The sequence below is a fragment of the Kocuria sp. SL71 genome, assembly GCF_026672465.1.
GTDB lineage: Bacteria > Actinomycetota > Actinomycetes > Actinomycetales > Micrococcaceae > Kocuria > Kocuria palustris.
On record NZ_JAPPRE010000001.1, the window covers coordinates 2,023,233 to 2,045,378 of the forward strand.

21 protein-coding genes, 1 tRNA gene, 1 other RNA gene and 1 pseudogene are annotated in these 22,146 nt (G+C 70.4%); 15 read left to right on the top strand and 9 right to left on the bottom strand.

Translation table 11 applies throughout. The annotated features are described in order from the left end of the window. Nucleotides 1-12 precede the first annotated feature (12 nt). Nucleotides 13-213 (bottom strand): annotated as a pseudogene (locus tag OVA15_RS13460) (FUSC family protein); the annotation flags it as partial. Continuing rightward, nucleotides 183-947, bottom strand: coding sequence for a hypothetical protein (locus OVA15_RS09130; protein ID WP_268144470.1), 765 nt, complete (start codon nt 945-947; stop codon nt 183-185). The pseudogene OVA15_RS13460 and the gene OVA15_RS09130, both read right to left, overlap by 31 nt. 179 nt (nt 948-1,126) lie before the next feature. Between OVA15_RS09130 and tgt the strand changes: the two genes are divergently transcribed. Genes tgt through OVA15_RS09145 form a run of 3 tightly spaced genes read left to right on the top strand, consistent with a single transcriptional unit; the run spans nt 1,127 to nt 3,802 of the window. Continuing rightward, nucleotides 1,127-2,449, top strand: coding sequence for a tRNA guanosine(34) transglycosylase Tgt (gene tgt / locus OVA15_RS09135; protein ID WP_268144472.1), 1,323 nt, complete (start codon nt 1,127-1,129; stop codon nt 2,447-2,449). A gap of 49 nt (nt 2,450-2,498) precedes the next feature. Then, nucleotides 2,499-3,005, top strand: coding sequence for an SRPBCC family protein (locus OVA15_RS09140; protein WP_268144473.1), 507 nt, complete (start codon nt 2,499-2,501; stop codon nt 3,003-3,005). Beyond that, complete coding sequence (locus OVA15_RS09145) at nt 3,005-3,802, top strand: MBL fold metallo-hydrolase (RefSeq protein WP_259870391.1); 798 nt, start codon at nt 3,005-3,007, stop codon at nt 3,800-3,802. Before OVA15_RS09140 ends, OVA15_RS09145 begins: the two co-directional genes overlap by 1 nt. 56 nt (nt 3,803-3,858) lie before the next feature. Here OVA15_RS09145 and OVA15_RS09150 read toward each other — a convergent pair whose 3' ends face one another. Next, nucleotides 3,859-4,560: a queuosine precursor transporter gene (locus OVA15_RS09150; RefSeq protein ID WP_058872027.1), complete on the bottom strand. Its 702-nt coding sequence runs from the start codon at nt 4,558-4,560 to the stop codon at nt 3,859-3,861. Between the two features lie 240 nt (nt 4,561-4,800). Here OVA15_RS09150 and OVA15_RS09155 point away from each other — a divergent pair, with 240 nt between their 5' ends. From OVA15_RS09155 to OVA15_RS09170, 4 genes are all read left to right on the top strand, one after another. Then, nucleotides 4,801-5,634, top strand: a complete 834-nt coding sequence (locus OVA15_RS09155; protein ID WP_053447954.1) for a hydroxymethylpyrimidine/phosphomethylpyrimidine kinase — start codon at nt 4,801-4,803, stop codon at nt 5,632-5,634. A gap of 293 nt (nt 5,635-5,927) precedes the next feature. After that, entirely contained in the window at nt 5,928-6,557 is a 630-nt protein-coding gene (locus OVA15_RS09160) for a hypothetical protein (protein WP_206390715.1), read from the top strand. 54 nt (nt 6,558-6,611) lie between these two features. Then, a complete protein-coding gene (locus OVA15_RS09165) occupies nt 6,612-7,145 on the top strand; it encodes a type 1 glutamine amidotransferase domain-containing protein (protein WP_206390716.1) in 534 nt (177 codons plus the stop codon). Nucleotides 7,146-7,285: 140 nt separating this feature from the next. After that, a complete protein-coding gene (locus OVA15_RS09170; RefSeq protein ID WP_268144481.1) occupies nt 7,286-7,954 on the top strand; it encodes a TetR/AcrR family transcriptional regulator in 669 nt (222 codons plus the stop codon). Here OVA15_RS09170 and OVA15_RS09175 read toward each other — a convergent pair whose 3' ends face one another. The 4 genes from OVA15_RS09175 to OVA15_RS09190 form a co-directional block, all read right to left on the bottom strand. Continuing rightward, a complete protein-coding gene (locus OVA15_RS09175; RefSeq protein ID WP_268144482.1) occupies nt 7,955-8,431 on the bottom strand; it encodes a hypothetical protein in 477 nt (158 codons plus the stop codon). Between the two features lie 323 nt (nt 8,432-8,754). Further along, the gene (locus tag OVA15_RS09180) at nt 8,755-10,032 is read right to left on the bottom strand and encodes a hypothetical protein (protein ID WP_268144484.1); all 1,278 of its coding nucleotides are present in this window, start codon (nt 10,030-10,032) and stop codon (nt 8,755-8,757) included. A gap of 407 nt (nt 10,033-10,439) precedes the next feature. Continuing rightward, nucleotides 10,440-12,338 (bottom strand): LTA synthase family protein, encoded by a 1,899-nt coding sequence (locus OVA15_RS09185; RefSeq protein WP_268144486.1) that lies wholly within the window; start codon nt 12,336-12,338, stop codon nt 10,440-10,442. A gap of 194 nt (nt 12,339-12,532) precedes the next feature. Then, nucleotides 12,533-12,620 (bottom strand) — tRNA-Ser (locus OVA15_RS09190). A 130-nt stretch (nt 12,621-12,750) separates the two neighbouring features. Between OVA15_RS09190 and ffs the strand changes: the two genes are divergently transcribed. From ffs to OVA15_RS09230, 8 genes are all read left to right on the top strand, one after another. Further along, nucleotides 12,751-12,848, top strand: an RNA gene (gene ffs, locus OVA15_RS09195) — signal recognition particle sRNA small type. An 84-nt stretch (nt 12,849-12,932) separates the two neighbouring features. After that, nucleotides 12,933-14,555, top strand: a complete 1,623-nt coding sequence (locus OVA15_RS09200) for a DNA polymerase III subunit gamma and tau (RefSeq protein WP_268144488.1) — start codon at nt 12,933-12,935, stop codon at nt 14,553-14,555. 40 nt (nt 14,556-14,595) lie between these two features. Beyond that, nucleotides 14,596-15,261 (top strand): hypothetical protein, encoded by a 666-nt coding sequence (locus tag OVA15_RS09205; RefSeq protein WP_268144490.1) that lies wholly within the window; start codon nt 14,596-14,598, stop codon nt 15,259-15,261. Nucleotides 15,262-15,329: 68 nt separating this feature from the next. Beyond that, nucleotides 15,330-16,403: a hypothetical protein gene (locus OVA15_RS09210; protein WP_268144492.1), complete on the top strand. Its 1,074-nt coding sequence runs from the start codon at nt 15,330-15,332 to the stop codon at nt 16,401-16,403. A 194-nt stretch (nt 16,404-16,597) separates the two neighbouring features. Next, on the top strand, nt 16,598-17,194 hold the full coding sequence (recR, locus tag OVA15_RS09215) for a recombination mediator RecR (RefSeq protein WP_006213963.1): 597 nt from the start codon (nt 16,598-16,600) through the stop codon (nt 17,192-17,194). A gap of 81 nt (nt 17,195-17,275) precedes the next feature. Then, complete coding sequence (locus OVA15_RS09220) at nt 17,276-18,568, top strand: aspartate kinase (protein ID WP_006213964.1); 1,293 nt, start codon at nt 17,276-17,278, stop codon at nt 18,566-18,568. 52 nt (nt 18,569-18,620) lie between these two features. Further along, the gene (locus OVA15_RS09225; protein ID WP_268144493.1) at nt 18,621-19,652 is read left to right on the top strand and encodes a 3-methyladenine DNA glycosylase; all 1,032 of its coding nucleotides are present in this window, start codon (nt 18,621-18,623) and stop codon (nt 19,650-19,652) included. Then, nucleotides 19,649-20,005, top strand: a complete 357-nt coding sequence (locus OVA15_RS09230) for a Rieske 2Fe-2S domain-containing protein (RefSeq protein ID WP_268144495.1) — start codon at nt 19,649-19,651, stop codon at nt 20,003-20,005. The genes OVA15_RS09225 and OVA15_RS09230 overlap by 4 nt, the downstream gene beginning before the upstream one ends. Before the next feature lie 4 nt (nt 20,006-20,009). Here OVA15_RS09230 and OVA15_RS09235 read toward each other — a convergent pair whose 3' ends face one another. Both OVA15_RS09235 and OVA15_RS09240 read right to left on the bottom strand, forming a co-directional pair. Next, a complete protein-coding gene (locus OVA15_RS09235; RefSeq protein ID WP_053447962.1) occupies nt 20,010-20,477 on the bottom strand; it encodes a universal stress protein in 468 nt (155 codons plus the stop codon). Nucleotides 20,478-20,601: 124 nt separating this feature from the next. After that, on the bottom strand, nt 20,602-22,011 hold the full coding sequence (locus OVA15_RS09240; RefSeq protein WP_006213970.1) for a CitMHS family transporter: 1,410 nt from the start codon (nt 22,009-22,011) through the stop codon (nt 20,602-20,604). Between the last annotated feature and the right edge of the window lie 135 nt (nt 22,012-22,146).

A 22,146-nucleotide genomic window follows, 5' to 3' on the forward strand; every position in this document is an offset into this window, starting at 1 on the left:
CTGCAGCAGCGGCGCGGCCGGGACCGGATGCGCCAGCTGCGTCATCAGCAGCGCCAGCGGCGTGATGAACAGCAGTGCCAGCGAGTAGTTGCGGCCCACGAACAGCTCGGCGAGCAGCTGGAAGAGGATCACCAGGACCAGCATCTGCCACGGGCCCAGATCGAAGGCCAGCACGAACGCGGTCACGCCCACGCCGCCCAGCGTGCCGACCATGCGGTGGACGCCGCGCTGCAGCCGCGCCAGGTGCGTGGGCGCCGCGATCGGGCGGCGGCAACCTGCGCCCAGTAGACGTGGCTGAGCCCGGCGGCCTGGGAGACGATCAGGGCCACCACGGCGGCCAGTCCCGTGGCCACCAGGAAGCGCCCGCCGTGCGCGGCCAGCTGGCCGCGGGTCAAGCGCACCACCGGCGCCGGGGGCGGTGACTTCCCCTCGCGCCCCTCGCCCACCAGGGACCAGATCCACGCCAGCAGGACGGAGAAGGCGGCGGAGCCGGCTGCGATCGCGATCGCCAGCAGCGGGTGCGCCACGGCATCGGGCCCCAGGGAGCCGATCGCGCCGGTGGCGAAGATGAAGAACACCGACCCGGCGGGCTTCAGGTTCCAGGCCGCCGCCAGCACCGCGCCGATCGCGGCGACCACGGAGGTGATGCCCAGGACCAGGGGCTCCGGCGCGCCGAACCAGGACAGCAGCGCGCCGATGGCCACCGAGACCGTGACCAGCGCGCCCGCCTGCAGCTCATGGCCCAGGCGCTGGCGCAGCGGCTCGTGCCGGGCGTAGATCGAGGTGAAGGCGCCGAAGGCCGCGTAGATCGTCAGGTCCGGGCGCCCCAGGAGCATCAGCAGCACGAGAGGGATCCCCACGGCCAGGGCGATGCGCACCGCAGGCACGTGGTCCCGGCGGGAGGGGCCCACCTCGAACAGCTGGCGGACGGTGGACGATCCGGACACGCGGGCTCCTTCCTGCGGAAGAGTCGGGGCTGCCCTGGGCGGGAAGCGCTCCGATGAGGGACTGGGGCATCCGCGCTCGAGCGGCGGGAGGGGATGCGATGAGGCTCGAGGGCCGCAGTCGATGCTAGCCCCGCCCCGGGCGGACCGGCTCGGGCCGCTGCATCGGGGACAATGGACGGATGGACTCCGAGCAGACCCCCGCGCCCAAGCCCCACCCGCTCTCCGGGCGGGACAGCTTCTCCTTCCGGGTGCGCACTCGGCTGACCGAGACCGTCGCCCAGCCCCCGCGGACCGATCCGCACGGCGACCCCGAGCCCCCGTGGCTGGGCCGCACCGGGGAGATCACCACACCACACGGCACCATCCGCACGCCCGCCTTCATCCCCGTGGCCACCGCCGCGACCGTCAAGGCCGTGCTGCCGGAGGCCATGAAGGAGCTCGGCGCGCAGGCGCTGCTGGCCAATGCCTACCACCTGTACCTGCGCCCCGGTCACGATCTGCTCGACGAGGCCGGCGGGCTCGGCCGCTTCATGAACTGGGACGGCCCCACCTTCACCGACTCCGGCGGCTTCCAGGTCATGTCCCTGGGCTCCGGGTTCAAGAAGGTGATCGACATGGATGGCCCCTCCCCCAAGGGCCCCGTGGGCGATGACGACGTGGCCGAGGGCAAGGAGCGCCTGGCGAACGTGGACGACGACGGCGTCACGTTCATCTCGCACCTCAACGGCGACAAGCACCGGTTCACCCCTGAGGTCTCCATGCAGGTCCAGCACGGGATCGGCGCGGACATCATGTTCGCCTTCGACGAGCTGACCACCCTGCACAATTCCCGTGGCTACCAGGAGCGCGCCCTCGAGCGGACCCGGCTGTGGGCCCTGCGCTGCCTCGAGGAGCACGAACGGCTCACGCAGGCTCGGCAGCACCGGCCGTACCAGGCGCTGTTCGGCGTGATCCAGGGCGCCCAGTACGAGGACCTGCGCCGACAGGCCAGCCGCGACCTGGGAGCCATGGACTTCGACGGCTACGGCATCGGCGGGGCGCTGGAGAAGAAGAACCTCGGCACGATCGTGGGCTGGTGCGCCGAGGAGCTGCCCGAGGACCGACCGCGGCACCTGCTGGGCATCTCCGAGCCGGACGACATCTTCGTGGCGCTGGAGGCAGGGGCGGACACGTTCGACTGCGTCTCCCCCACCCGCGTGGCCCGCACCGGGGCCTGCTACCACCCCAAGGGCCGGTTCAACCTCCCGGCGGCGCGCTTCAAGCGGGACTTCCGCCCCATCGACGAGGACTGCGACTGCTACACCTGCACGCACTACACCCGCGCCTACGTGCACCACCTGTTCAAGGCCAAGGAGCGGGTGGCGGCCACGCTGGCCTCGATCCACAATGAGCGCTTCACCATCCGGCTGGTGGACCGCGCCCGCGAGGCGATGGAGGACGGGTCGTACCTGGCCTACCGGGACGCGACCCTGGCCGACTACTACAGCGGCGACCACCCGTGAGCCGCGCCCACGCCTGCGACCCGAGCACGTGAGCCACAAGGAGGCACAGATGACCGAGAACCCCAGCGACCGCCCCAGCTCCGACCTGGATCGCGTCCCCGCCGAGCAGCGCTGGCGCCTGCATAGGGTCCTGCCGCACCCGTCGTCGCGGATCTACCAGGCCCTCATGGACCCCGAGCTGCTGCCGCGCTGGTACGGGCCGCAGGGCTGGAGCGTCCACCCCGAGTCCCTCGAGCTGGATCCGCGGCCGGGCGGCATCCGCCGCTTCGCCATGGTCATGGACGACGACCCCCAGATGGGCGCCCCCTCCCACGGCCGGCACGCGGCGATCGTGCCGGAGGAGATGCTCGAGATCCAGGAGGCGCTGCCGGGGCCCGATGGCGAGCCCACCGAGCATCTGATCCTGCTGCGCATCGAGCTCGTGCCCGTCGACGGCGGGACCCGGATCGAGCTGCTGCAGGGGCCGCTGCCGAAGGAGGTCCACGCGACCGCCAAGGGCGCCTGGGACTCCTCGCTCGATCGACTGCGCGCGCTGCTGGATTCCCGGGAGTCCTGATGAGCCCTCAGATCCGTCGGCTGACCCGCCTGGTCTCCGTGCTGCGCGCCGAGAACCCCGGGCCCATGACGCTCGAGGGCACGAACAGCCTGCTGCTGCGCGCGCCGGGCTCCGACGGCGTCGTCGTGGTGGATCCCGGCCCCGACCTACCGGAGCACGTGCAGGCTCTCGCCGCGGCGGGGCCCGTGGAGCTGGTGCTGATCACGCACCGCCACGATGATCACACCGAGGCGATCGATTCCCTGCGCAAGCTGACCGCAGCGCCCGTGCGGGCCGCGCTGCCGGAGCACTGCCGCCATGGGCAGCCGCTGCGCGACGGCGAGCGTCTCACCGCCGCCGGGGTCTCGATCGAGGTGCTGGCCACGCCGGGGCACACCTCCGACTCCCTGAGCTTCCGGATCCTCGACGACGCCGCGCTGACCGATGGTGCCGCGATCGCCCCCATCCTCACGGGCGACACCGTCCTGGGCCGCGGCACCACCATGCTCGATCATCCGGACGGGACGCTGGGCGACTACCTGGCCTCGCTCGATCGGCTCGAGGCCGCCGGTGGCTTGGGTCTTCCCGCCCATGGTGAGCCGCTGCCGGATCTGGCCAAGACCTGCCGGGAGCTGCGCGACCATCGGCTGGAGCGCCTGGACGAGGTCCGCGCAGCCCTCGAGTCCATGAGCGCGACAGCCCAGGGGGTCTCCGCCGACGAGCTCGCCGAGCGCATCTACCCGGAGGTCCCCGCCCAGGTCCGCCCCGCGGCCCGCCGCTCGATCGAGGCTCAGCTGGCGCATCTGCAGCGGGACTGAACCCCGCCGTCGTCGTCGAGCGGCCTCTGCGTGCGATGGCGAGGAGCCAGCAGGCCTCAGGCGGTCACGGCGCCGTAGTCCTCGATCTTCTTGACGCGCGCCACCACGGCGTAGGTGACCGGGAGCATGACGACCTCGATCAGGCACTTCCAGACGTAGCCGACGAGCACGTAGTTCAGGAACTGCCCCGGCGTCTCGATGCCGATCACGGGGGCGGCGATCGCGCAGAAGATGATCGTGTCCACGAGCTCGCCGACCAGCGTGGAGGCCATCAGCCGCGCCCACAGGTGCCGCTCCCGGGTGCGCTGCTTGACCTTGACCAGCACGTACGCGTTGAGCAGCTGCCCCACCAGGAAGCCCAGCAGGGAGGCAAGGACGATCAGCGGCACCGGGCCCAGGGTCTGCGCGAAGGCCCCCTGGCCCTCGTAGAACGGTGCGGCCGGCAGCGCGATGATGATCCAGAAGCACAGGCTCGCGAAGGCGCCGGCGGCGAAGGCCATCAGCGTGGAGCGCCGCGCTGCGCGGAAGCCCCAGACCTCGGAGACCACATCGCCCACCACGTAGGCCAGCGGGAAGAGGAAGAAGCCGCCGTCGGTGATGATGGGGCCTATCTGCACGCCCTTGGTGGCGCCGATGTTGGACAGCACCAGGATCACGGCGGTCGCGGCCACGAACAGGTCGAACAGGCTGCGGGGGCGGCGGGCGTACTGGGCCGCGGTCATCGGGGACGACGACGGCGTGCGGGGGTCGCTGGTCATGCGGCAGGGCTCCTGGGGAGGGGTTGTCAGCGCCGAGCGGAGCGGGCTGATGCCGTCTCCGTCGCGCGTGGATCCGAGCGCGGCACGACCTGCAGGAGCCTGGGGCTGCGCAGGGCCGACGGACGCGCTGCCTGCCACCCAGCGCGTCGAACCGTCTCGACCGCGCCAGGATACAGGCCGCGATGACCGCCCACGACGGCCATGTTGGTGCCACCCGCCCAGCAGGAGCAGAATCGAGCCATGACTTCTGCACCCGCTGCTCAGACTCCCCCGTTCGCGCTCACGATCGCCGGCAACGAGGCCACCGGCGGCGCCGGCGCCCAGGCGGATCTCAAGACCTTCCAGGAGCTTGGCGTCTTCGGCTCGCTGGCGCTGACCTGCATCGTGTCCTTCGACCCCCGCAACGACTGGGGCCACCGCTTCTCCCCGGTGGATCCGCAGGTGATCGCCGATCAGCTCGACGCCGCCTCCTCGGCCTACGACCTCAGCGCCGTCAAGATCGGCATGCTCGGCTCGCCGCAGACCATCGACGTCGTCGCCCAGGCCCTCGAGTCCCTGAAGACCCCGCACCTGGTCCTGGACCCGGTGCTGATCTGCAAGGGCCAGGAGCCCGGTGCCGCACTCGACACGGACAAGGCGCTGACCGCCCAGATCCTGCCGAAGGCCACGTTCGTGACGCCCAACCACTTCGAGTCGATCTCGCTGTCCGGAATGGACGACATCACGACCGTCGAGCAGCTGGAGGAGGCCGCCAAGCGCATCCACGAGCGTTCCGGGGCCGCCGTGCTCGCCAAGGGCGGCGTGCGCCTGGAGGGTCCGGACGCCGTGGACGTGTTCTACGACGGCACCACGACCGAGGTCCTGTCCTCGCCGAAGGTCGGCGACGTCGCCGTCGCCGGAGCCGGCTGCACCCTGGCCGCGGCGATCACCGCCGAGCTGGCCAAGGGCGTGTCCCCGCTGGAGGCGGCCCAGGCCGCCAAGGAGTTCGTCTCGGCCGGCATCCGCCAGCGCGTGAGCTCCCACGCCCCGTTCGACTCCCTATGGCAGGGCGGGCTGGCCGCCGAGCGCGCCTGAGCAGCAGCGCCCTACACATTCCATTCAGGGCATATGACAATCGCGGCCCCGCACTGCAGTCGATGCAGTGCGGGGCCGGCTTTCGCCTCCGAGCAGCTCCCGGACACTTCCGCGGGGTCATGAGCTCCGGAATCCCGATGCGAACCCGACTGAGGATCAGAAGGTCCTGGACGGCGGACGCAGATCGAGGCGAGGAGGCGCAATGGATCCGACAACAGGCCCCGCGCCTCGCGAGTCGATCGACGACGTCGTCCGCCCGAGTCGCGCGCACGACCGCGTACGACGCCTTCCGCATGGGCCGCACCCGGCTGGACGCGTCGCTGGTCGGGGAGATCGCCGCGGCCCTGGAAGAGGATGAGCACCAGGGTGCCGCGTGGGCTCGTCGGGCCCGGAGGGCACGACCCCGCCAGGAGTCCGAGCTGCCGCCGAGCAGCGAGACCCAGCAGCCGGCCCCGCCGCCAGAGGTCCCTGCCGCCGCCGATTCAGGCCCAGAGCAGGCCACCTCCCCGCTGTCGTCCGACGAGAACTCGGAGCAGGCCTCCGCTGCGCAGACTCCGCCTGCTGCGGCACCCAGCAGCCCGCAGGTGCGCCGCCGATGGGTCGTGCCGATCATGCTCGTGGGCCCGGAGACGTCACTGGCCCTCATGCCGGTGAACATCGCGGGCGCACTGGTCTGGGGATACGGCGCCCGCCGCTGGGGGATGACGCGTACCCCGGCCCGGGGCCTGCCGACCCTCGGTGCAGCGCTGACGGGCAACCTCTTCACCTTCGTGGCGGACAAGCTGATCTCCGGGGTGATCGCACTGGCGGCCGTGACCCTCCTGCCCGCAGCCCGGCCCGAACAGCCGACCACTGCCGAGACGATGCAGCCCGGCACTTCTCACAAGGAATACGCTCCGCAGACTGCGGGTTATGGGGGATGACGCGGCACGGAAGAATCCGTCGCCGTACACGAACCTGAATGAGAGGAGCACGACATGGCAGTCTCCGATAAGAAGGTGGCCTTCCTGCTGACTCGCGGCGTGGAGCAGGTCGAGCTGACCAGCCCCCGCCAGGCCCTCGACGAGGCCGGTGCGACCACCACGCTCATCTCGCCCTCGGAGGGCACCCTCCAGGCCATGCAGAGCGACTGGGACCACGCCGACACCTTCGACGTCGACCTCCCGGTCGGCCAGGCGCGGGTCGAGGACTTCGACATGCTGGTGCTGCCCGGCGGCACCCTCAACGCCGACGCCCTCCGTCTGGACGAGGACTCGGTGGAGCTGGTCAAGGCGTTCTTCGCCGCGGACAAGCCCGTGGCCGCGATCTGCCACGCCCCGTGGATCCTGGCCCAGGCGGGCCTGGCCAAGGGCCGCCGCCTGACCTCGTTCGCATCCACCGAGGTGGACCTCAAGAACGCCGGGGCCGACTGGGTCGACGAGGAGGTCGTCGTCGACGGCAACCTGATCACCTCGCGCGATCCCGGCGACCTGGAGGCCTTCAACCGCGAGATCGCCCAGGCCCTGTCCTGAGCCTTCGCGCAGTACTGCGCCCCGCCCGCTCCGCTCGGAGCAGGCGGGGCGCCTCCCTGTCAGCTCATGCCCAGGAGATTCCAAGTAAGTCTCGCCTCACTCAGGGGTCTTTTGGCGACATCTGGTAGTAAGGTGTCAGCATGCCCAAGATCCAAGCGGCCACCAACGCCGAGCAGCGCGAGCACACCAAGCACGCCATCCTCGAGTCCTTCGGCCAGCTGCTGTACCAGCAGGGCCTGACCGGGCTCACCATGACCCATGTGGCCCGCAACGCCGGCATCGGCCGCACGGCCGTCTACAACTACTTCGCGGACATGGGCGAGCTGCTCATCGCCTTCACCATGGACGAGACCGATCGCTTCATGCGCGAGCTGCACGCCGAGCTCGCCCTGGTCGAGAATCCCGTGGACAAGCTCGGCGTGTACGTCCGCGCCCAGCTCGACGACCTCTCGCGCCGTCACATCCCCCCGGGGCCGGCCATGCGCACGGTGCTCTCCCCGGAGGACTTCCAGAAGCTCGGCGCCCACGTGGGCTCTCTGCGACTCGTGCTCATCGACATCCTCCGCGAGGCCGTCGCCGACGGCTGGCTGCCGGACGGCGACCTCCCGGAGATGGGCCGCCTGGTCCACGGCTCCCTGGCCTCCACGGCCGACCGGGAGGCCAACTCGGAGGAGGACCGCGCCGCCCACGAGCGCCACGTCCGCGCCACGGTCACCTTCATCCTGCGCGGGCTGGGTGCCCGCTTCGACGACGAGGGCTCCCCCGTCCGCCTGAGCGAGCCGGCCCCCGCTCTGAGCCTGGCCAGCTGATCAGCTCACCTGGACGGTCTCGACCCGGTACCACTCGCTCAGGATCCTGACGAAGGGCGCCGCCATGTCCTCGGCGCGGTCCAGTTCGCGCTTCTGCGAGCGGATGCCCAGGCCCCAGCCATCCGTATAGCCCTTGGCCAGCCACTGCTGGTCATCTGGCAGGAACTTCTCAGCCAGCGGCAGCTTCCGCGCGCCGAGCTCGGTCCTTCCGGGCTGCGGGTGGCTTGTGCTCACCAGCAGGCGCTCCTCATGGCCCTTCAGCACCCCGTGGTAGAGCCGCTTCAGATGCACGACCCACTCCGGGGCGACCTGCGCCTCCGACGGCTCCGGGGAGTTCGCCTCGTCGGCCGCAGCGCAGACCCCCAGGAAGTGCCCGAGCTCCGGAGGATTGACGTCTCCGCGGGCCTCTGCCTGGATGTGCCCCACGAGCTGGCACCCGTCTGCCAGCGCGGGCGAGGCGACCACGACGGAGGGCATGCCAGAAGCTCCCCTCCTCACCACGACATCCCCGTCGTGAGGCAGCCGCAGCTGCAGATCCAGGCTGTCCAGCTTTCCGCTGACCAGTGACTTCCACTCCAAAGCGCTCGCCGTTCCCTCTGCTCGTCTCCCGTCGCCTCGGCTCTTCACGAGGCCCCGACTCACGGGAGGCTGCGAGCGCAGCACCGCCGCTTGGAGGCCTGCGGCGAAGCCCGATCAGTTCCCGAACAGCAGCAGATCCCGGTCCTGGGCACCGAGTTCGATGCCCAGGACCGGGATCTGCCGCCAGAAGGCCGGCTCAGGCCGTGGACGGACGACGCGGCTCAGCGCGTCAGCACACCGGTGCGCGGCGGGATGTAGTGCCCATTGACCGTGACGCCGTAGTTCAGGAAGTTGATCCGCACCCAGCGGCCGTCGTTGAGCTTGCGGGAGTGCACGTGCCGGTCGTAGGCAAATTGTGTGTCGCCCACGGCATACAGGCCCTTCCAGTTCACGGCATAGCGCAGATCGGCGGTCTCCGAGCGGTCCTCGTCGAGGGAGTACCAGAAGATGCTCTCCCGGAACTGCTTGCCGGAATCCCGGGTCTCTCGGCAGGTCGTCTGCGCCTCGGCGACGGCCGTCTGCAGCTGGCCGGGGCCCGTGCGCGACATCAGCGTGGTCGCCAGGACCATCGACATGTCGCGAGCCCGTCGGGTGTCCACCGCGGCCTGCAGCGCGCCGGCGTTCGGTGTGGAGTCGAGCAGGCAGCTTCCCCCGACGCCCCCGCTGGCTGCAGGAGTCGTCGTGGCGTTGACCGCGAAGTTGTGCATCACCACGGGCGTGCCCAGGGCCGCGACCTGCCCCATCAGGGCGCCGTTCTGCTGGGTCACGTGCCAGGCGCCCATGGACGAGCCGTTCGCGCCGCCGATGGTGGACTCCCGGAAGATCCAGTCCAGATCCCGCGATGAGCCGAGCTGCTTGGCCAGCGCCTGCTGGTTCGGGTAGTCCGCGTAGACCCCGAGGTTGCCTGCGATCTTGGCGCCGCCGTCGCGACGGGCGACCTCGTCGTCGATCGCCGCCACGGTGCGCAGCATCGCCTGGCCGTAGCCGTCGTCGGAGCCCCACGGGCCCCACGTTCCGATGTCGCGCATGTTCTGGCCCTGGGCCGGAGACATCGCCATGTCATCCAGGAAGACCCCGTCGAACTGCGTGGGAGCGGCGCCGGTGGTGCCGCGCACGGAGTCTGTGGTCACGATGTCCGCGGCCCGGTCGGCGCACGAGGCGTTGTAGGAGCTCGAGAGGCTCGCGATGCGCAGGTGGGAGAACCCGGGATAGACCGCGCGGCCATTGGAGTCCACGGCGACCCGCGAGTTGTTGGGCCGCACCGTGTAGTTCGCGCCGTCGCGGTTCAGGGACAGGCAGGTGCTGTGGAACGGATCCCGAGTCCACGACGAGGCGTCTGAGATGCCGCCGATGTCCAGGTAGGCGTAGAACTTCACCCCGGGATTGGCCGCGCGCATGTCGGCCAGGTTGCAGGAGCCGGCAGGGAGGTTGCCGGAGGCGGTGATCGGGTCCACCACGACGGAGTCGACCGCGCCTACGAGGGCGCCGCCGCGGCACATGATCTGGGACTACTGATTGCCGTGCAGGTAGGCGACCTTGCCGGGCCCGGAGGTGTCTCCGGTGCGGACGGTCTGGGCTGTGGCAGCCGGGGCGGCGACGATCGCGCCGGTCACGGCCACGCTCGCCGCCGCGGCGAGCGCTGCGAGTCTGCGCGCCCCCGGGAGCAGCGGACGGTTTCGAGGTGCGGCCCGATGGCGGGCGCGAGATCGGTTCGTGGGCATGGGAGAGGTCCCCTTCCGCGTCCGGGCAGGGACGCTGGCCAGTGGCTGGGAATGGGCTGGACAGAGCCCCGACGGACCCTGCAAGCCTCTGACCAGGGGAAACAGGCCCCTCACTCCACCCGGCTGCGATGTGACCCGAAGTGGCCCCACCCCGATGCCGAATCATCCGCCGCCGGGACGGCCCCTCACTGCCGCTGGACTGCCCCCGGCCACATCTCATCCACCACGTACCTCTCGCCGATCGAGAAGTCGTACTGCACGAGCTTCAGGTCCTGGAGCAGATCCGCCCGCGTCTCGTCCAGGTTCTCGGGATCCAGCTCCTCGCCCTGCGGATCCAGCATGCGCTCGCGCTGGATCACCGGCATGGACCCGTTCACGTCGTCGAGCAGTGCCAGGTAGGGCGTGACGGGAGCGTCGGCGACCTCGTAGATCTTGGGCAGGAACATGGCCGGAGTGGTCACGGTGCCCTCGGAGGTCTGATCCGTCTCGCTGTTCCACACGTAGTACGGGGTCTGCAGGCTGGTCTCCGGGTCGTTCTGCGCGCGCAGCTCATCCGAGTAGACGCCGGGCAGGTGATCGCCGTAGAAGACCACGATCGTCTCCTCGTCACCCTCGCGCAGCTGCTGCAGGAACTCGGCCATCGCGTCGTCGGTGTTGTGCAGGCCGCGGGCGTACTGGCTCAGCTGACCGGTGTCCGAGCCGTCGGCGACCTCGACTCCGATCGGGTCGTCGTAGAAGTCGAAGTACGGACCGTGGTTCTGCATGGTCACCAGGTTCGTGAACACGGGCTCGTCGGTGGTGTCCATCTGGTGGAGCACCTCGTCGAAGGCCGAGGCGTCGCTGATGTACGGGCTGCGCCCCAGGTGGTCTTCCTCCTGGATATTGTCCTCGTTGATCACCCGGTCGAAGCCGAAGTTCTCGTAGACCGCCGGGCGCTTGTACATGTGCAGGTTGTAGGGGTGGATCGCCACGGAGACGTGGCCCATCTCCTCGAAGGCGCCCGCAGCCGACGGGTATCCGTCCAGGTCGCTGACGAAGTTCTGGTACGGCGAGTTCGCCTGCTGGCGGAACAGCCCCACGGGCTCACCGGTCATCGACTCGAACTCCATGGTGGAGGTGCCTCCGCCGTAGGAGTTGGAGTACATGGTCCCGGACAGGGTCTCCTCCATGGTCTCGCGGGTCTGCGGGATCGGGTCCTCGTCGAGCTCGACGCCGTCCATGCGCGTGGGATCGGAGAACGACTCGGAGAGGATGACCACCACGTTGGTGTCCTCGAGCGAGCCGTCGCGGTCGGCGTTGATCTGCTCCGCACGGCCCTCGTAGCGCTCGGAGAGATCGGACATGGCGGCCTCGTCGTAGCCCTCGGGCTCATCCATGGGATCGGTCGGCATGTTGTAGAGGAACCCGCCCACGAAGCCGTGGACGCGGTAGTTGTACAGCTGGCTCGAGTTGCCCCAGTCCTCTCCATTCGTGTCGTAGAGCGCACGCCACATGTTGGATTCGGAATTGAAGCTCACCGTGTGGATCAGCAGGGCACCGGTCACGATCACTCCCAGGATGCGCAGCCCCAAGTAGCGCTTGTGGACTCCGCCTTCCGAGCGGCGCAGGCGCGGGCGCGGGAACCACCGGGACATCAGCTTCCCGATCACGACGATCACCAGGACCAGCACGACGAGCCCGATCACCACCGCCGCGATCATCTGGCCCGTGACCATCGACAGCAGGAAGCCCGCTTGTCCCACGAACTCCATGTCGCTGGGGAACACGGGCTCCTGCCGGATCATCAGCTTCTGCTTGCTGGCCACCGCCAGGATCGCCAGGGCCGCGGTGACGATGCCGACCGACCACCAGAACCGTCCGATCAGCAGCCAGACGAAGGACATCAGCACGAAGATCACCAGGACGTCGAACGGCGACGTCAGCTCCACGAGGTGCCCGAAGGTGTCGTCCTCCACACGCGCCGAGCTCTGCAGCATGAACGCGCAGATCGCCGACAGCACGAGCATCACGACCGCTCCGCCGACGATCCCGGTCCAGCGAGGGCGGGGGGCGGGGGCGTCTTCGGGGGGTGTCGTGCTGTTCATGCAGGACACGGTATCTGTAAAGACTCCGTTCATCTTCACCGGATTCGTCACACCCGATGACGGCGTGGATCACATCTGAGCGTTCGCACATGCTTTCTCGGCAGCTCAGGGCCTGGCGGTCAGCCCGGCTGGAATCGAGCATGAAGAAAAAGCCCCTTCGGTCAGCGCTTGTGCTGATCGAAGGGGCTTCCGCGTGGCGGAGGATGGGGGATTTGAACCCCCGAGGGCGTTAACCCAACACGCGTTCCAGGCGTGCGCCATAGGCCGCTAGGCGAATCCTCCTCGGCTGCACGGTCGCACCGCAGGGCGCGAACATGCAGGGACCATCGTAGACCATGCGCACCCGACGGCGGAAATCCTCGGGATGGGAGGCAGGGTTTCACAGCGCCCGCACCGGTCCGATACACTCTTCGACAGCCCCTCGTGCGGCGTCATCTTGAGGAACTCCCCCCAGGGCCGGAAGGCAGCAAGGGCACTTGAGCTCTGACGGGTGCGCGAGGGGTCTTCTCATGCCCGGATCGCACCCGGAACTCAGTCATCCACCGCACCGACTCCGCCGCTCAGGACGTCGGAGCCCGTCGCTACAGTGTCCGTGTGACGACCGCCCTGTACCGCCGCTACCGCCCTGAGACGTTCGAGGACGTCATCGGTCAGTCCCATGTGACCGAGCCGCTGATGACCGCGCTGCGCAAGAACAAGGTGAACCACGCCTACCTGTTCTCCGGTCCGAGAGGCTGCGGCAAGACCACCTCGGCGCGCATCCTGGCGCGCTGCCTCAACTGCGCTCAGGGCCCCACGCCCACGCCCTGCGGGCAGTGCGAGTCCTGCCGCGATCTGGCCCGCGACGGCGCCGGCTCCCTGGACGTCATCGAGATGGACGCCGCCTCCCACGGCGGCGTGGACGACGCCCGCCAGCTGCGCGAGCGCGCCACGTTCGCCCCGGTCCGGGACCGGTACAAGATCTTCATCATCGACGAGGCCCACATGGTCACGCGCGACGGCTTCAACGCGCTGCTGAAGATCGTCGAGGAGCCGCCGGAGCACATCAAGTTCATCTTCGCCACCACGGAGCCGAACAAGGTCCTGCCGACCATCCGCTCCCGCACGCACCACTACCCGTTCCGCCTGGTCCCGCCCGAGCCGCTCATGGACTACCTCAGCGCCCTGTGCGAGCAGGAGGGCGTGGGCGTGGAGCCCGGCGTGCAGGCCATGGTGGTCCGCGCCGGCGGCGGCTCCGTGCGCGACTCCCTCTCCGTGCTGGATCAGCTCATGGCCGGCACCGACCAGGATCAGATCAGCTACGACCTGGCCAGCTCGCTGCTCGGCTACACCCATGGGGCCCTTCTCGACGACGTCGTCGACGCCTTCGCCTCCGGCGACGCCGCCACGGTGTTCCGCGCCGTCGACCGCGTGATCCAGACAGGACAGGATCCGCGGCGGTTCGTGGAGGATCTGCTCGAGCGCTTCCGCGACCTCGTGATCGTGGACGCCGTGCCGGAGAACGCGGGCAACATCCTCCACGGGACCCCGGAGGACCAGATCGCCCGCCTGCGCAATCAGGCGCATCAGATGGGCGCCTCGGAGCTCTCGCGCTGCGCGGACATCACCAACGAGGCGCTGACCGAGATGGTGGGGGCCACCTCCCCGCAGCTGCACCTGGAGCTGCTGTGCGCCCGGCTGCTGCTGCCCTCGGCGGAGAACACCACCCGCGGAGTCGGCGTGCGCGTGGATCGCCTCGAGCGACGCCTGAACATCGGGCGCACGGGCGCTCCCACCGGGCCCCTGGTGGATGTGCCGCAGGAGCAGGCCTCCTCCGGCGCCCCGCAGCAGGCACCGGCTCCTCAGCCCGAGCCGTCCCGGCCTGTCCAGCCCGCTGCCGAGGACACCGACGCGCACAGCGGCTCCACCCCCGCAGGGGAGCATGACACTGCCTCCGAGGCTCCTGCCCCGGCCCAGCCCGAGGTGCAGGAATCGGATCCGCTCGCTGCGGCCGAAGGCGGCTTCGGGAAGTTCCGCGGTCGCCAGCCGGAGACTCGCGGCGAGTCGTCCGGATCCTCGGGGAACTCTGCGCCCGCGCAGGATGGCCCCCAGTCGGTGTCCCAGCTGTCAGGGTCTCAGCAGTCGGGGGCCACGGCGCGCCGAGGCGCAGCCACAGGCTCCCCAGCAGCCTGCCGGCGCCCCGGATCAGACGCCTCAGCGTCCGCCGCACGCGGATGAGTCCGCCTCCCGCGGCCCCGCCAGCGGCGGCGAGATCGACATGATCCGCAGCTCCTGGACCGAGATCATCTCGGCCCTGGCGGAGATCCATCGCGTCTCGTGGATGACCACCATGCGCGGAACCCCCATCGCCTTCGACGGCTCCGTCCTGCAGCTGATGTTCGATGCCGAGGGCGACCGCAAGAACTTCCCGCGCTTCGAGCCGAACCTGGTCCAGGCGATCCAGCAGGTCATCGGCGTGACCTGCCGCGTGGAGGCCGTCGGTCCCGGAGGGGGGACCCGGCATGACTCCGGCGGACCTCGAGGCGCAGCTCCGCAGGGGTCCGGCTCGAGCGGGCCGGGCGGCGTCGGCCCCAGCACTGCCGGTCCGGGCGGATCCGCCCCCGGCGCTCCGGGCTCCGCCGGGCCCCGCGGCGCAGGACCCGGCGGACCGAGCTCGAACGGGCCCGGTGGTCCGGGCCGCCCGAGCGCGAACGCGCAGACCGAGTCCGGCAGCAGGGCCCCGAGCAGCGCGGCTCGGGACGAAGCACTCCAGCACAGCACGGCGGCGAGCCGCGGGGCAGACCCAGCGATGACCGGGAGGAAGCGCAGCATGACGGGGGCCGGGCGACCGGCCCTCGGCCGTTCCCCGCCCAGGGTCAGCGACCGCCCCAGCGCGAGCAGCCGTCTCAGCGCGCTGAACCCCGACGGCAGCCCGGCAGCCTGACCCCGCAGGACGAGGCCCCTCAGGAGGAGGCCGAGCAGTCGGCCCCTCAGCAGGACGACTCCGCCGAGGTGACGACCTGGGCTGTGGCGTCGATCCCCACCTCGGATCCGGTGGAGGCCGCCCCTGCCGGACCCGATGGTCCCGCCCAGGGCACCGAGCCCGAGGTTCCCGAGGCCCCGGCAGATCCGGCTCCCACGGGAGCTGCCCCGACACCGGCCGGACCGGAGGAGAGCACCCGCCAGGACTCGGCCTCTGAGGCGTCGCAGGAGGCGGCCTCAGCCCCGCCGTCGGCGCAGTCCCCGGAGCAGACTCGGCCGGAGCCCGAGAGCGCACCGCTGTCCACGCAGGACGCCCGCGCCGCGTGGGCGGAATCCGTCGAGCCGTTCTCGCCCTCGCAGGACCCCCAGGAGCCGTCAGCCTCCCAGCCGCCGCCAGCGGCCCGGGAGCAGGCAGCACCGCGCGAACAGGCCCCTCCCCACCAGCCGGCCGAGAACCGGGACCAGGCTGCACCCCGGCGGCAGCCACAGAGGTCGGCTCAGCGTCGGCGCGGCGAGGACCCGTCGCCGGATCCGATCGTGCCCGCCAGCCCGTACGACGACATCCCCTGGCCGGATGAGGCTCCCCCCGAAGAGGAGCCGCCCTTCGAGGACCCCGGCTACCGCGGGGCACCGTCGCGCGCGGCGGCCGGCTCCGGCGCGGGGCACGGCGCGGACACGGATCCGCAGCACACCTCCGGCGGACCGGCAGCGCAGACGCTCGCGCCGTCCGTCGAGCGGGGCGAGCCGACCTCCCAGCAGGACTCCGCCCGCCCCGGGTCCTTCCGCACGCCGGCACAGACCCCGGGCCACTCCGCAGAGCCCGTCTCGGAGCAGCCGCCGCAGGACCTTCCATCGGAGGAGCAGTCCCCGCAGCAGCCGCCCCAGGAGGATGCCCCGCCGGAGCAGTGGCGCCCTCTGCAGGAGCACGCTCGGCGTCCGCTCCCTCGGGCACCGCAGCAGGCGGAGCCGCAGCGCCTTCATCGGGATCGGCAGCGCCCGCTGCGCCGCGCAAGCAGAGCTTCCGGGAGCGCCACGCGGCACATTTCGCCGCCGCTGAGCGCAGCGCCGAGCCGAGCCGGGCTGCGTCGTCGGCCCCGGACCTAGACTCGGAGGCGACGTTCTCGCCCAGCGAGGATGACGAGGCCGTGGAGAACACGGACCAGAGCACGCGGGCGCTGATCGAGCGCATCCTCGGCGGGCGGCTGCTGGAGGAGATCCCGCATCAGAGCGGCATCTGAGCTTCCGTCGTCCCTCCTGGAGCGCACCCGCCCCATCGAAACCGTCGAAATGAGTGATCCGTGTACGAAGGCGCAGTCCAGGACCTGATCGATGAGCTCGGTCGCCTGCCCGGGGTGGGCCCCAAGTCCGCCCAGCGCATCGCCTTCTTCCTGCTCGATGCCGAGCGCTCGGACGTCCAGTCGCTGGCCGATGCCCTGATCGCGGTCAAGGAGCGGGTCCAGCACTGCGAAACCTGCGGCAACGTCTCCGAGCAGGAGCAGTGCAGCATCTGCCGCGATCCGCGTCGCGACCGCACCGTCATCTGCGTTGTCGAGGAGTCCAAGGACGTCATGGCCATCGAGCGCACCCGAGCGTTCCGCGGGCTGTACCACGTGCTCGGCGGCTCCATCAATCCGATCGGCGGCGTCGGCCCTGATCAGCTGCGGATCCGCGAGCTCATGACCCGGCTCTCGGACGAGACCGTCCAGGAGATCGTCCTGGCCACCGACCCGAACCTCGAGGGCGAGGCGACCGCCACCTACCTGGCGCGCATGCTGCGGACCCTGGGCATCACGGTGACCCGCCTGGCCTCGGGGCTGCCCGTGGGCGGAGACCTGGAGTACGCGGACGAGGTCACGCTGGGCCGGGCGTTCGAGGGCCGTACCGCGGTCAGCTGAGCTGGCCGATAGACTGGGACGAATGCCGCCGAGGAGCCTCGGCAGACAAGCAGCCAGAACCAGCCGGGGGTGCCAGAACATATGAGCCTGATCGTGCAGAAGTTCGGCGGATCGTCGGTCGCAGACGCGGCCAGCATCCGTCGAGTGGCACGTCGCGTGGTGGAGACCCGAGATGCCGGCAACGACGTCGTCGTGGTGGTCTCCGCCATGGGCGACACCACCGACGAGCTGATCGACCTGGCCAACGAGGTGGCGCCCAAGCCGCCCGCCCGTGAGATGGACATGCTCCTGACCTCCGGCGAGCGGATCTCCATGTCCCTGCTGGCCATGGCGGTGAGCGCCTACGGCGCACCGGCCCAGTCCTTCACGGGCTCGCAGGCCGGCATGATCACGGACGGCGACCACGGGGCGGCCTCGCTCGTGGAGGTCAATCCCGAGCGCATCCGCGAGTCCCTGGACCAGGGCAACATCGCGATCGTCGCCGGCTTCCAGGGCGTGCACCGGGCCACCAAGGACATCACCACGCTGGGCCGCGGCGGCTCGGACACCACGGCCGTGGCCCTGGCGGCCGCGCTCGACGCCGACGTCTGCGAGATCTACTCGGACGTGGACGGCGTCTTCACCGCGGATCCGCGCATCGCGCCCAAGGCGCACAAGCTCGAGGAGATCTCCTCCGAGGAGATGCTGGAGATGGCGGCCAACGGCGCCAAGATCCTGCACCTGCGCTGCGTCGAGTACGCCCGCCGCTTCGGCGTGAAGCTGCACGTCCGCTCATCCTTCACCCACCACGAGGGCACCTGGGTCATCCCCAGCCCCGATGACACGACCGTCTCTGTGCACACCCAGGAGATCCCCTTGGAACAGCCGCTGATCGCAGGAATCGCCCACGACCGCACCCAGGCCAAGATCACCGTCGTCGGCGTCCCCGACCGCCCCGGGATCGCCTCCGGCATCTTCCGGCTCCTGGCCGATGCCAAGGTCAACGTGGACATGATCGTGCAGAACGTCTCCGTCTCGGACGAGAAGACCACGGACCTGTCCGTGACGATCCCGGAGACCCAGGGCGATCTGGCCATGTCCATGCTGCGCGCGGCCGAGGAGAAGATCGGCTACGCGAGCCTCGAGTACAACGACCAGGTCGGCAAGCTCTCCCTGGTCGGCGCGGGCATGAAGTCCAACCCGGGAGTGTCCTTCACGTTCTTCGACGCCCTGGCCGAGCACGACATCAACATCGACATGATCTCCACCTCTGAGGTGCGGATCTCCGTGGTGACCGCCGCCGACCGCCTGGACGAGGCCGTGCGCGCCGTCCACTCAGCCTTCGGTCTGGACTCCCAGCAGGACGCCGCCGTCTACGGCGGCACCGGGCGCTGAGCCCAGCATCTGCGCAGTGACCGCGACGGGCCCTCGCACCCCGGGGACCAGAATGCCCGCTGATGCCCGTGGCCGGCTGCTGGGCGCCGTGGAGGTGCTCGAGCCCCAGCAGTGGCACGCCCGACAGGCCGCTCACCTGCAGCGGGTCAGCCCCTGGACGGAGCCTTTCCGCGAGCGCCGCAGCCAGCAGCTCAAGCACCCGGTGGGCGACTTCCTGTTCACCTACTATTCGCACTCCCCCGGCCGCCTGGAGCGCTGGCATCCTGGCCCGGGCGTCGTGCTGCTGGACGCCGCGGAGATGGCCGAGCAGCGCTACTGGCGCACCGTGACCGCGACGGAGGCCGAGGCCCTCGGCCTGAGCGCCGACGACGGTGCTGCGACCGTCGACGTCGCCGCATTCCTGGAATCGCGCGGACGCGCGGTCGAGTTCGTGGACATGCTCGTGCGGCGCACGGCCTCGAGAGCCGGGCAGTTCGGGTGCTTCGGGATGCATGAATGGGCCATGGCCTACAACGCCCGCGTGCACGGAGTGCGCCACGAGCAGCTGCCGCTGCGACTGGGCGCGGAGGGCACCGACGCCGTGGTGCAGGCCGAACGGCTGCGGTGCACCCACATCGACGCCTTCCGCTTCTTCGTCCCGGAGGCCGCCCCGCTCAACGAGCTGCAGCCCACCCGCGAGACCCAGCGGGACCTGGAGCAGCCCGGCTGCCTGCACGCGACCATGGACCTCTACAAGTGGGCGTACAAGCTGGCCCCAGCGGTGGCCTCCGAGCTGATCGCCGACTGCTTCGAGCTCGCGCTGGAGGTCCGGGCCACGGACATGGAGGCCTCCCCGTACGACCTCTTGGAATGGGGCTACGGCGTGGTCGCCGTGGAGACCCCGGAGGGCAAGGCGGAGTACGTGCGCCGTCAGCGCTCCTTCGCCCAGCGCGCGTCCCCGCTGCGGGAGCGCCTCCTGGAGACCACCTCCTGGCTGCTGGCGGCACGCGAGCACGTGCCGGCTCCGCAGGCGCAGGGGCCCAGCACGCACCGCGCCGACGCACCCGGCGGCCCCGGGCCCGCCGCCCCAGGAGAGCTCGCATGACCACGATCCGCCTGCTCGAGGCCTCCGCCGTGGCCCGGCCCGGGGACTTCGTGACCCTGCGCGCCGGCGGCGCAGCGCTGCTCGTGGCGCGCGACGATCAGGGGCTGCACGTCCTGCACAACATCTGCCCGCACCAGGGCGCGACCGTCTGCCGCGCCGCCTCGGGCCAGGCCGAGAGCTTCGAGTGCCCCAATCACTACTGGGTCTTCTCCCCCGACGGCACGTTCGAGGGATCCCGCCTGGCCCTGGCTCTCGGGCGGCAGGCCCCTCCGGATCCGGCCAAGGACCTGCGGCGGGTGCCGCACCAGCTGGTCGAGGGCTGGATCGAGATCGAGGACCCCTCCGGAGGCTGAGCGCTCAGCGCAGCGTCAGCACCGGGCAGGAGGCCTCGAGCAGGATGCGCTGGGCGCTCGAGCCCAGGAAGAGCTTCATCAGCGGCGAGCGGCGCCGCACCGCCAGCACGATCAGCGCGGCGGCGTGGTCCTCAGCGAGCTCGAGCACCTGATCGGCCACGCCGTCGCCGGCGCGCTGGATCTCGAACTCGATCCCAGCCTCCAGGATCGGGCGGGAGAGCTCCTTGATGCGCTGGATCATCTCCGGCTCGGCAGTCGGCCCCGCCGTCATGTCGTGGGCGTAGTGCACCACTCGCAGCGCGGCCCCCAGATGCTGCGCGGCATCGATGCCCGCCTGCAGGACCGCCGGGGAGGAGTCCGACCGGTGAGCCAGCACGACCGTGCGCTCGGCCCGGTCGATGCCCTCGGAGGAGGACACTCTCAGCGAGGGCTGCGGCGCATCCGGTGCGCTGCGCGAGTAGAGATCTGCCATGGACCTGCTCCTGTTCGTGCGATGTGCCTGAAGGGCCTGCGAAGACGCTGCGTCCGAGACCCGCACGGGCTCGGGCGCAGCATGGGACTCGGGCCGGGCGGCGGCCCCGGAGCCATGCTGCGGCTCAGCCGAAGGCGATGACGCCCACGAGGATGCCCACCGCGAGCATCGCCAGCGAGACGCAAAGAGCCCGCCACAGCACCTTCTTGTGGTGATCGCCCAGCTCCACGCCTGCCAGGGAGACCAGCAGCAGGATGGCCGGGACGAGCGGGGACTGCAGGTGCACGGGCTGGCCCGTGATGGAGGCCCGCGCCATGTCGGCCGAGGAGATGCCGTAGTGCGAGGCGGTCTCGGTGAGCACCGGGAGGATGCCGTAGTAGAAGGCGTCGTTGCTCATGAAGAACGTCATGGGGATCGACAGCACTCCCGTGATGCCCGCCAGGTACGGCCCCCAGGCGGCGGGGATGACGTCCACGAGCCACTGCGCCATGTCATCGACCATGCCGGTGCCGCTCATGACGCCGGTCAGCACGCCGGCGGCCATGACCATGGCGACCACGGTGATGACCGACGACGCATGCGAGGCCAGCTCCTCGTGCTGCTCGCGCACCGTGCGGAAGTTGACCATCAGGGCCACGACGGTGCCGAGCATGAACAGGTAGGCCAGGGGCATGATGTCGATCACCAGCAGGACCATGATCACGACGGTCAGCGCCAGGTTGAACCACAGCAGGTGCGGACGCAGCGTGGGGCGGTTCGGGTCCAGGGCGGTCTCCGCCAGCGACGTGCCGGTCGAGCTTGCCTGGGGCTCCTCGCTCGTCTGGTTGATGACGAGGGCGCGGGTGGCCGGACCGCCCGTCGACCCGGCGGAGGCGGCGGCGACCGAGCCGCCGGCCCCGCGGGCCCACTGCACGCCGGCGGCGGTGAGGCGGCGCCGCTCGGAGAGCCCCATGAACCAGGCGAAGCCCAGCGCCAGCAGCAGGCCGACGATCAGCGATGGGACCATGGGCGCGAAGATCTCGTTGGGGTCCAGCTGCAGCGCCGAGGCCGCACGGGCGGTCGGCCCGCCCCACGGCACGATGTTCAGCGTGCCGTTGATCAGGCCGGCCACGCAGGTCAGCACCACCGGCGACATCTCGAGCCGGCGGTAGATCGGCAGCATGGCAGCGGTCACCACGATGAACGTCGTGGAGCCGTCGCCGTCCAGGGAGACCGCGCCGGTGAGCAGGGCCGTGCCCATGACCACGCGCAGCGGGTCATGGCCGGCCAGCCGCAGGATGACGTCCACGAGCCTGTCGAACAGGCCCACGTCGATCATGATGCCGAAGTAGATGATGGCGAACAGCAGCAGCGCCGCCGTGGAGGACATCGAGGCGATGGCCTCCATGACCATGTCGCCGATGCCCAGGCCCGCTCCGGCGAAGAGGCCGAAGATCGTGGGGACCAGGATCAGCGCCAGGATGGGCGAGAGCTTCTTGGTCATGATCAGCGTCATGAAAACGACGATCATGGCGAAGCCGAGGATGACGGTCACCGGGGCTCCTCCTTCTGCTGGCGTGCTGCGCAGCGCTCGGTGTGGCCCGACCCAGTGGGGTCGGATGTGATGCTCGTTGCACCGTAGGGATCGCCGCGGCGACCTGGCGCGGTTGTGCGCACAGACCGCGTTCTT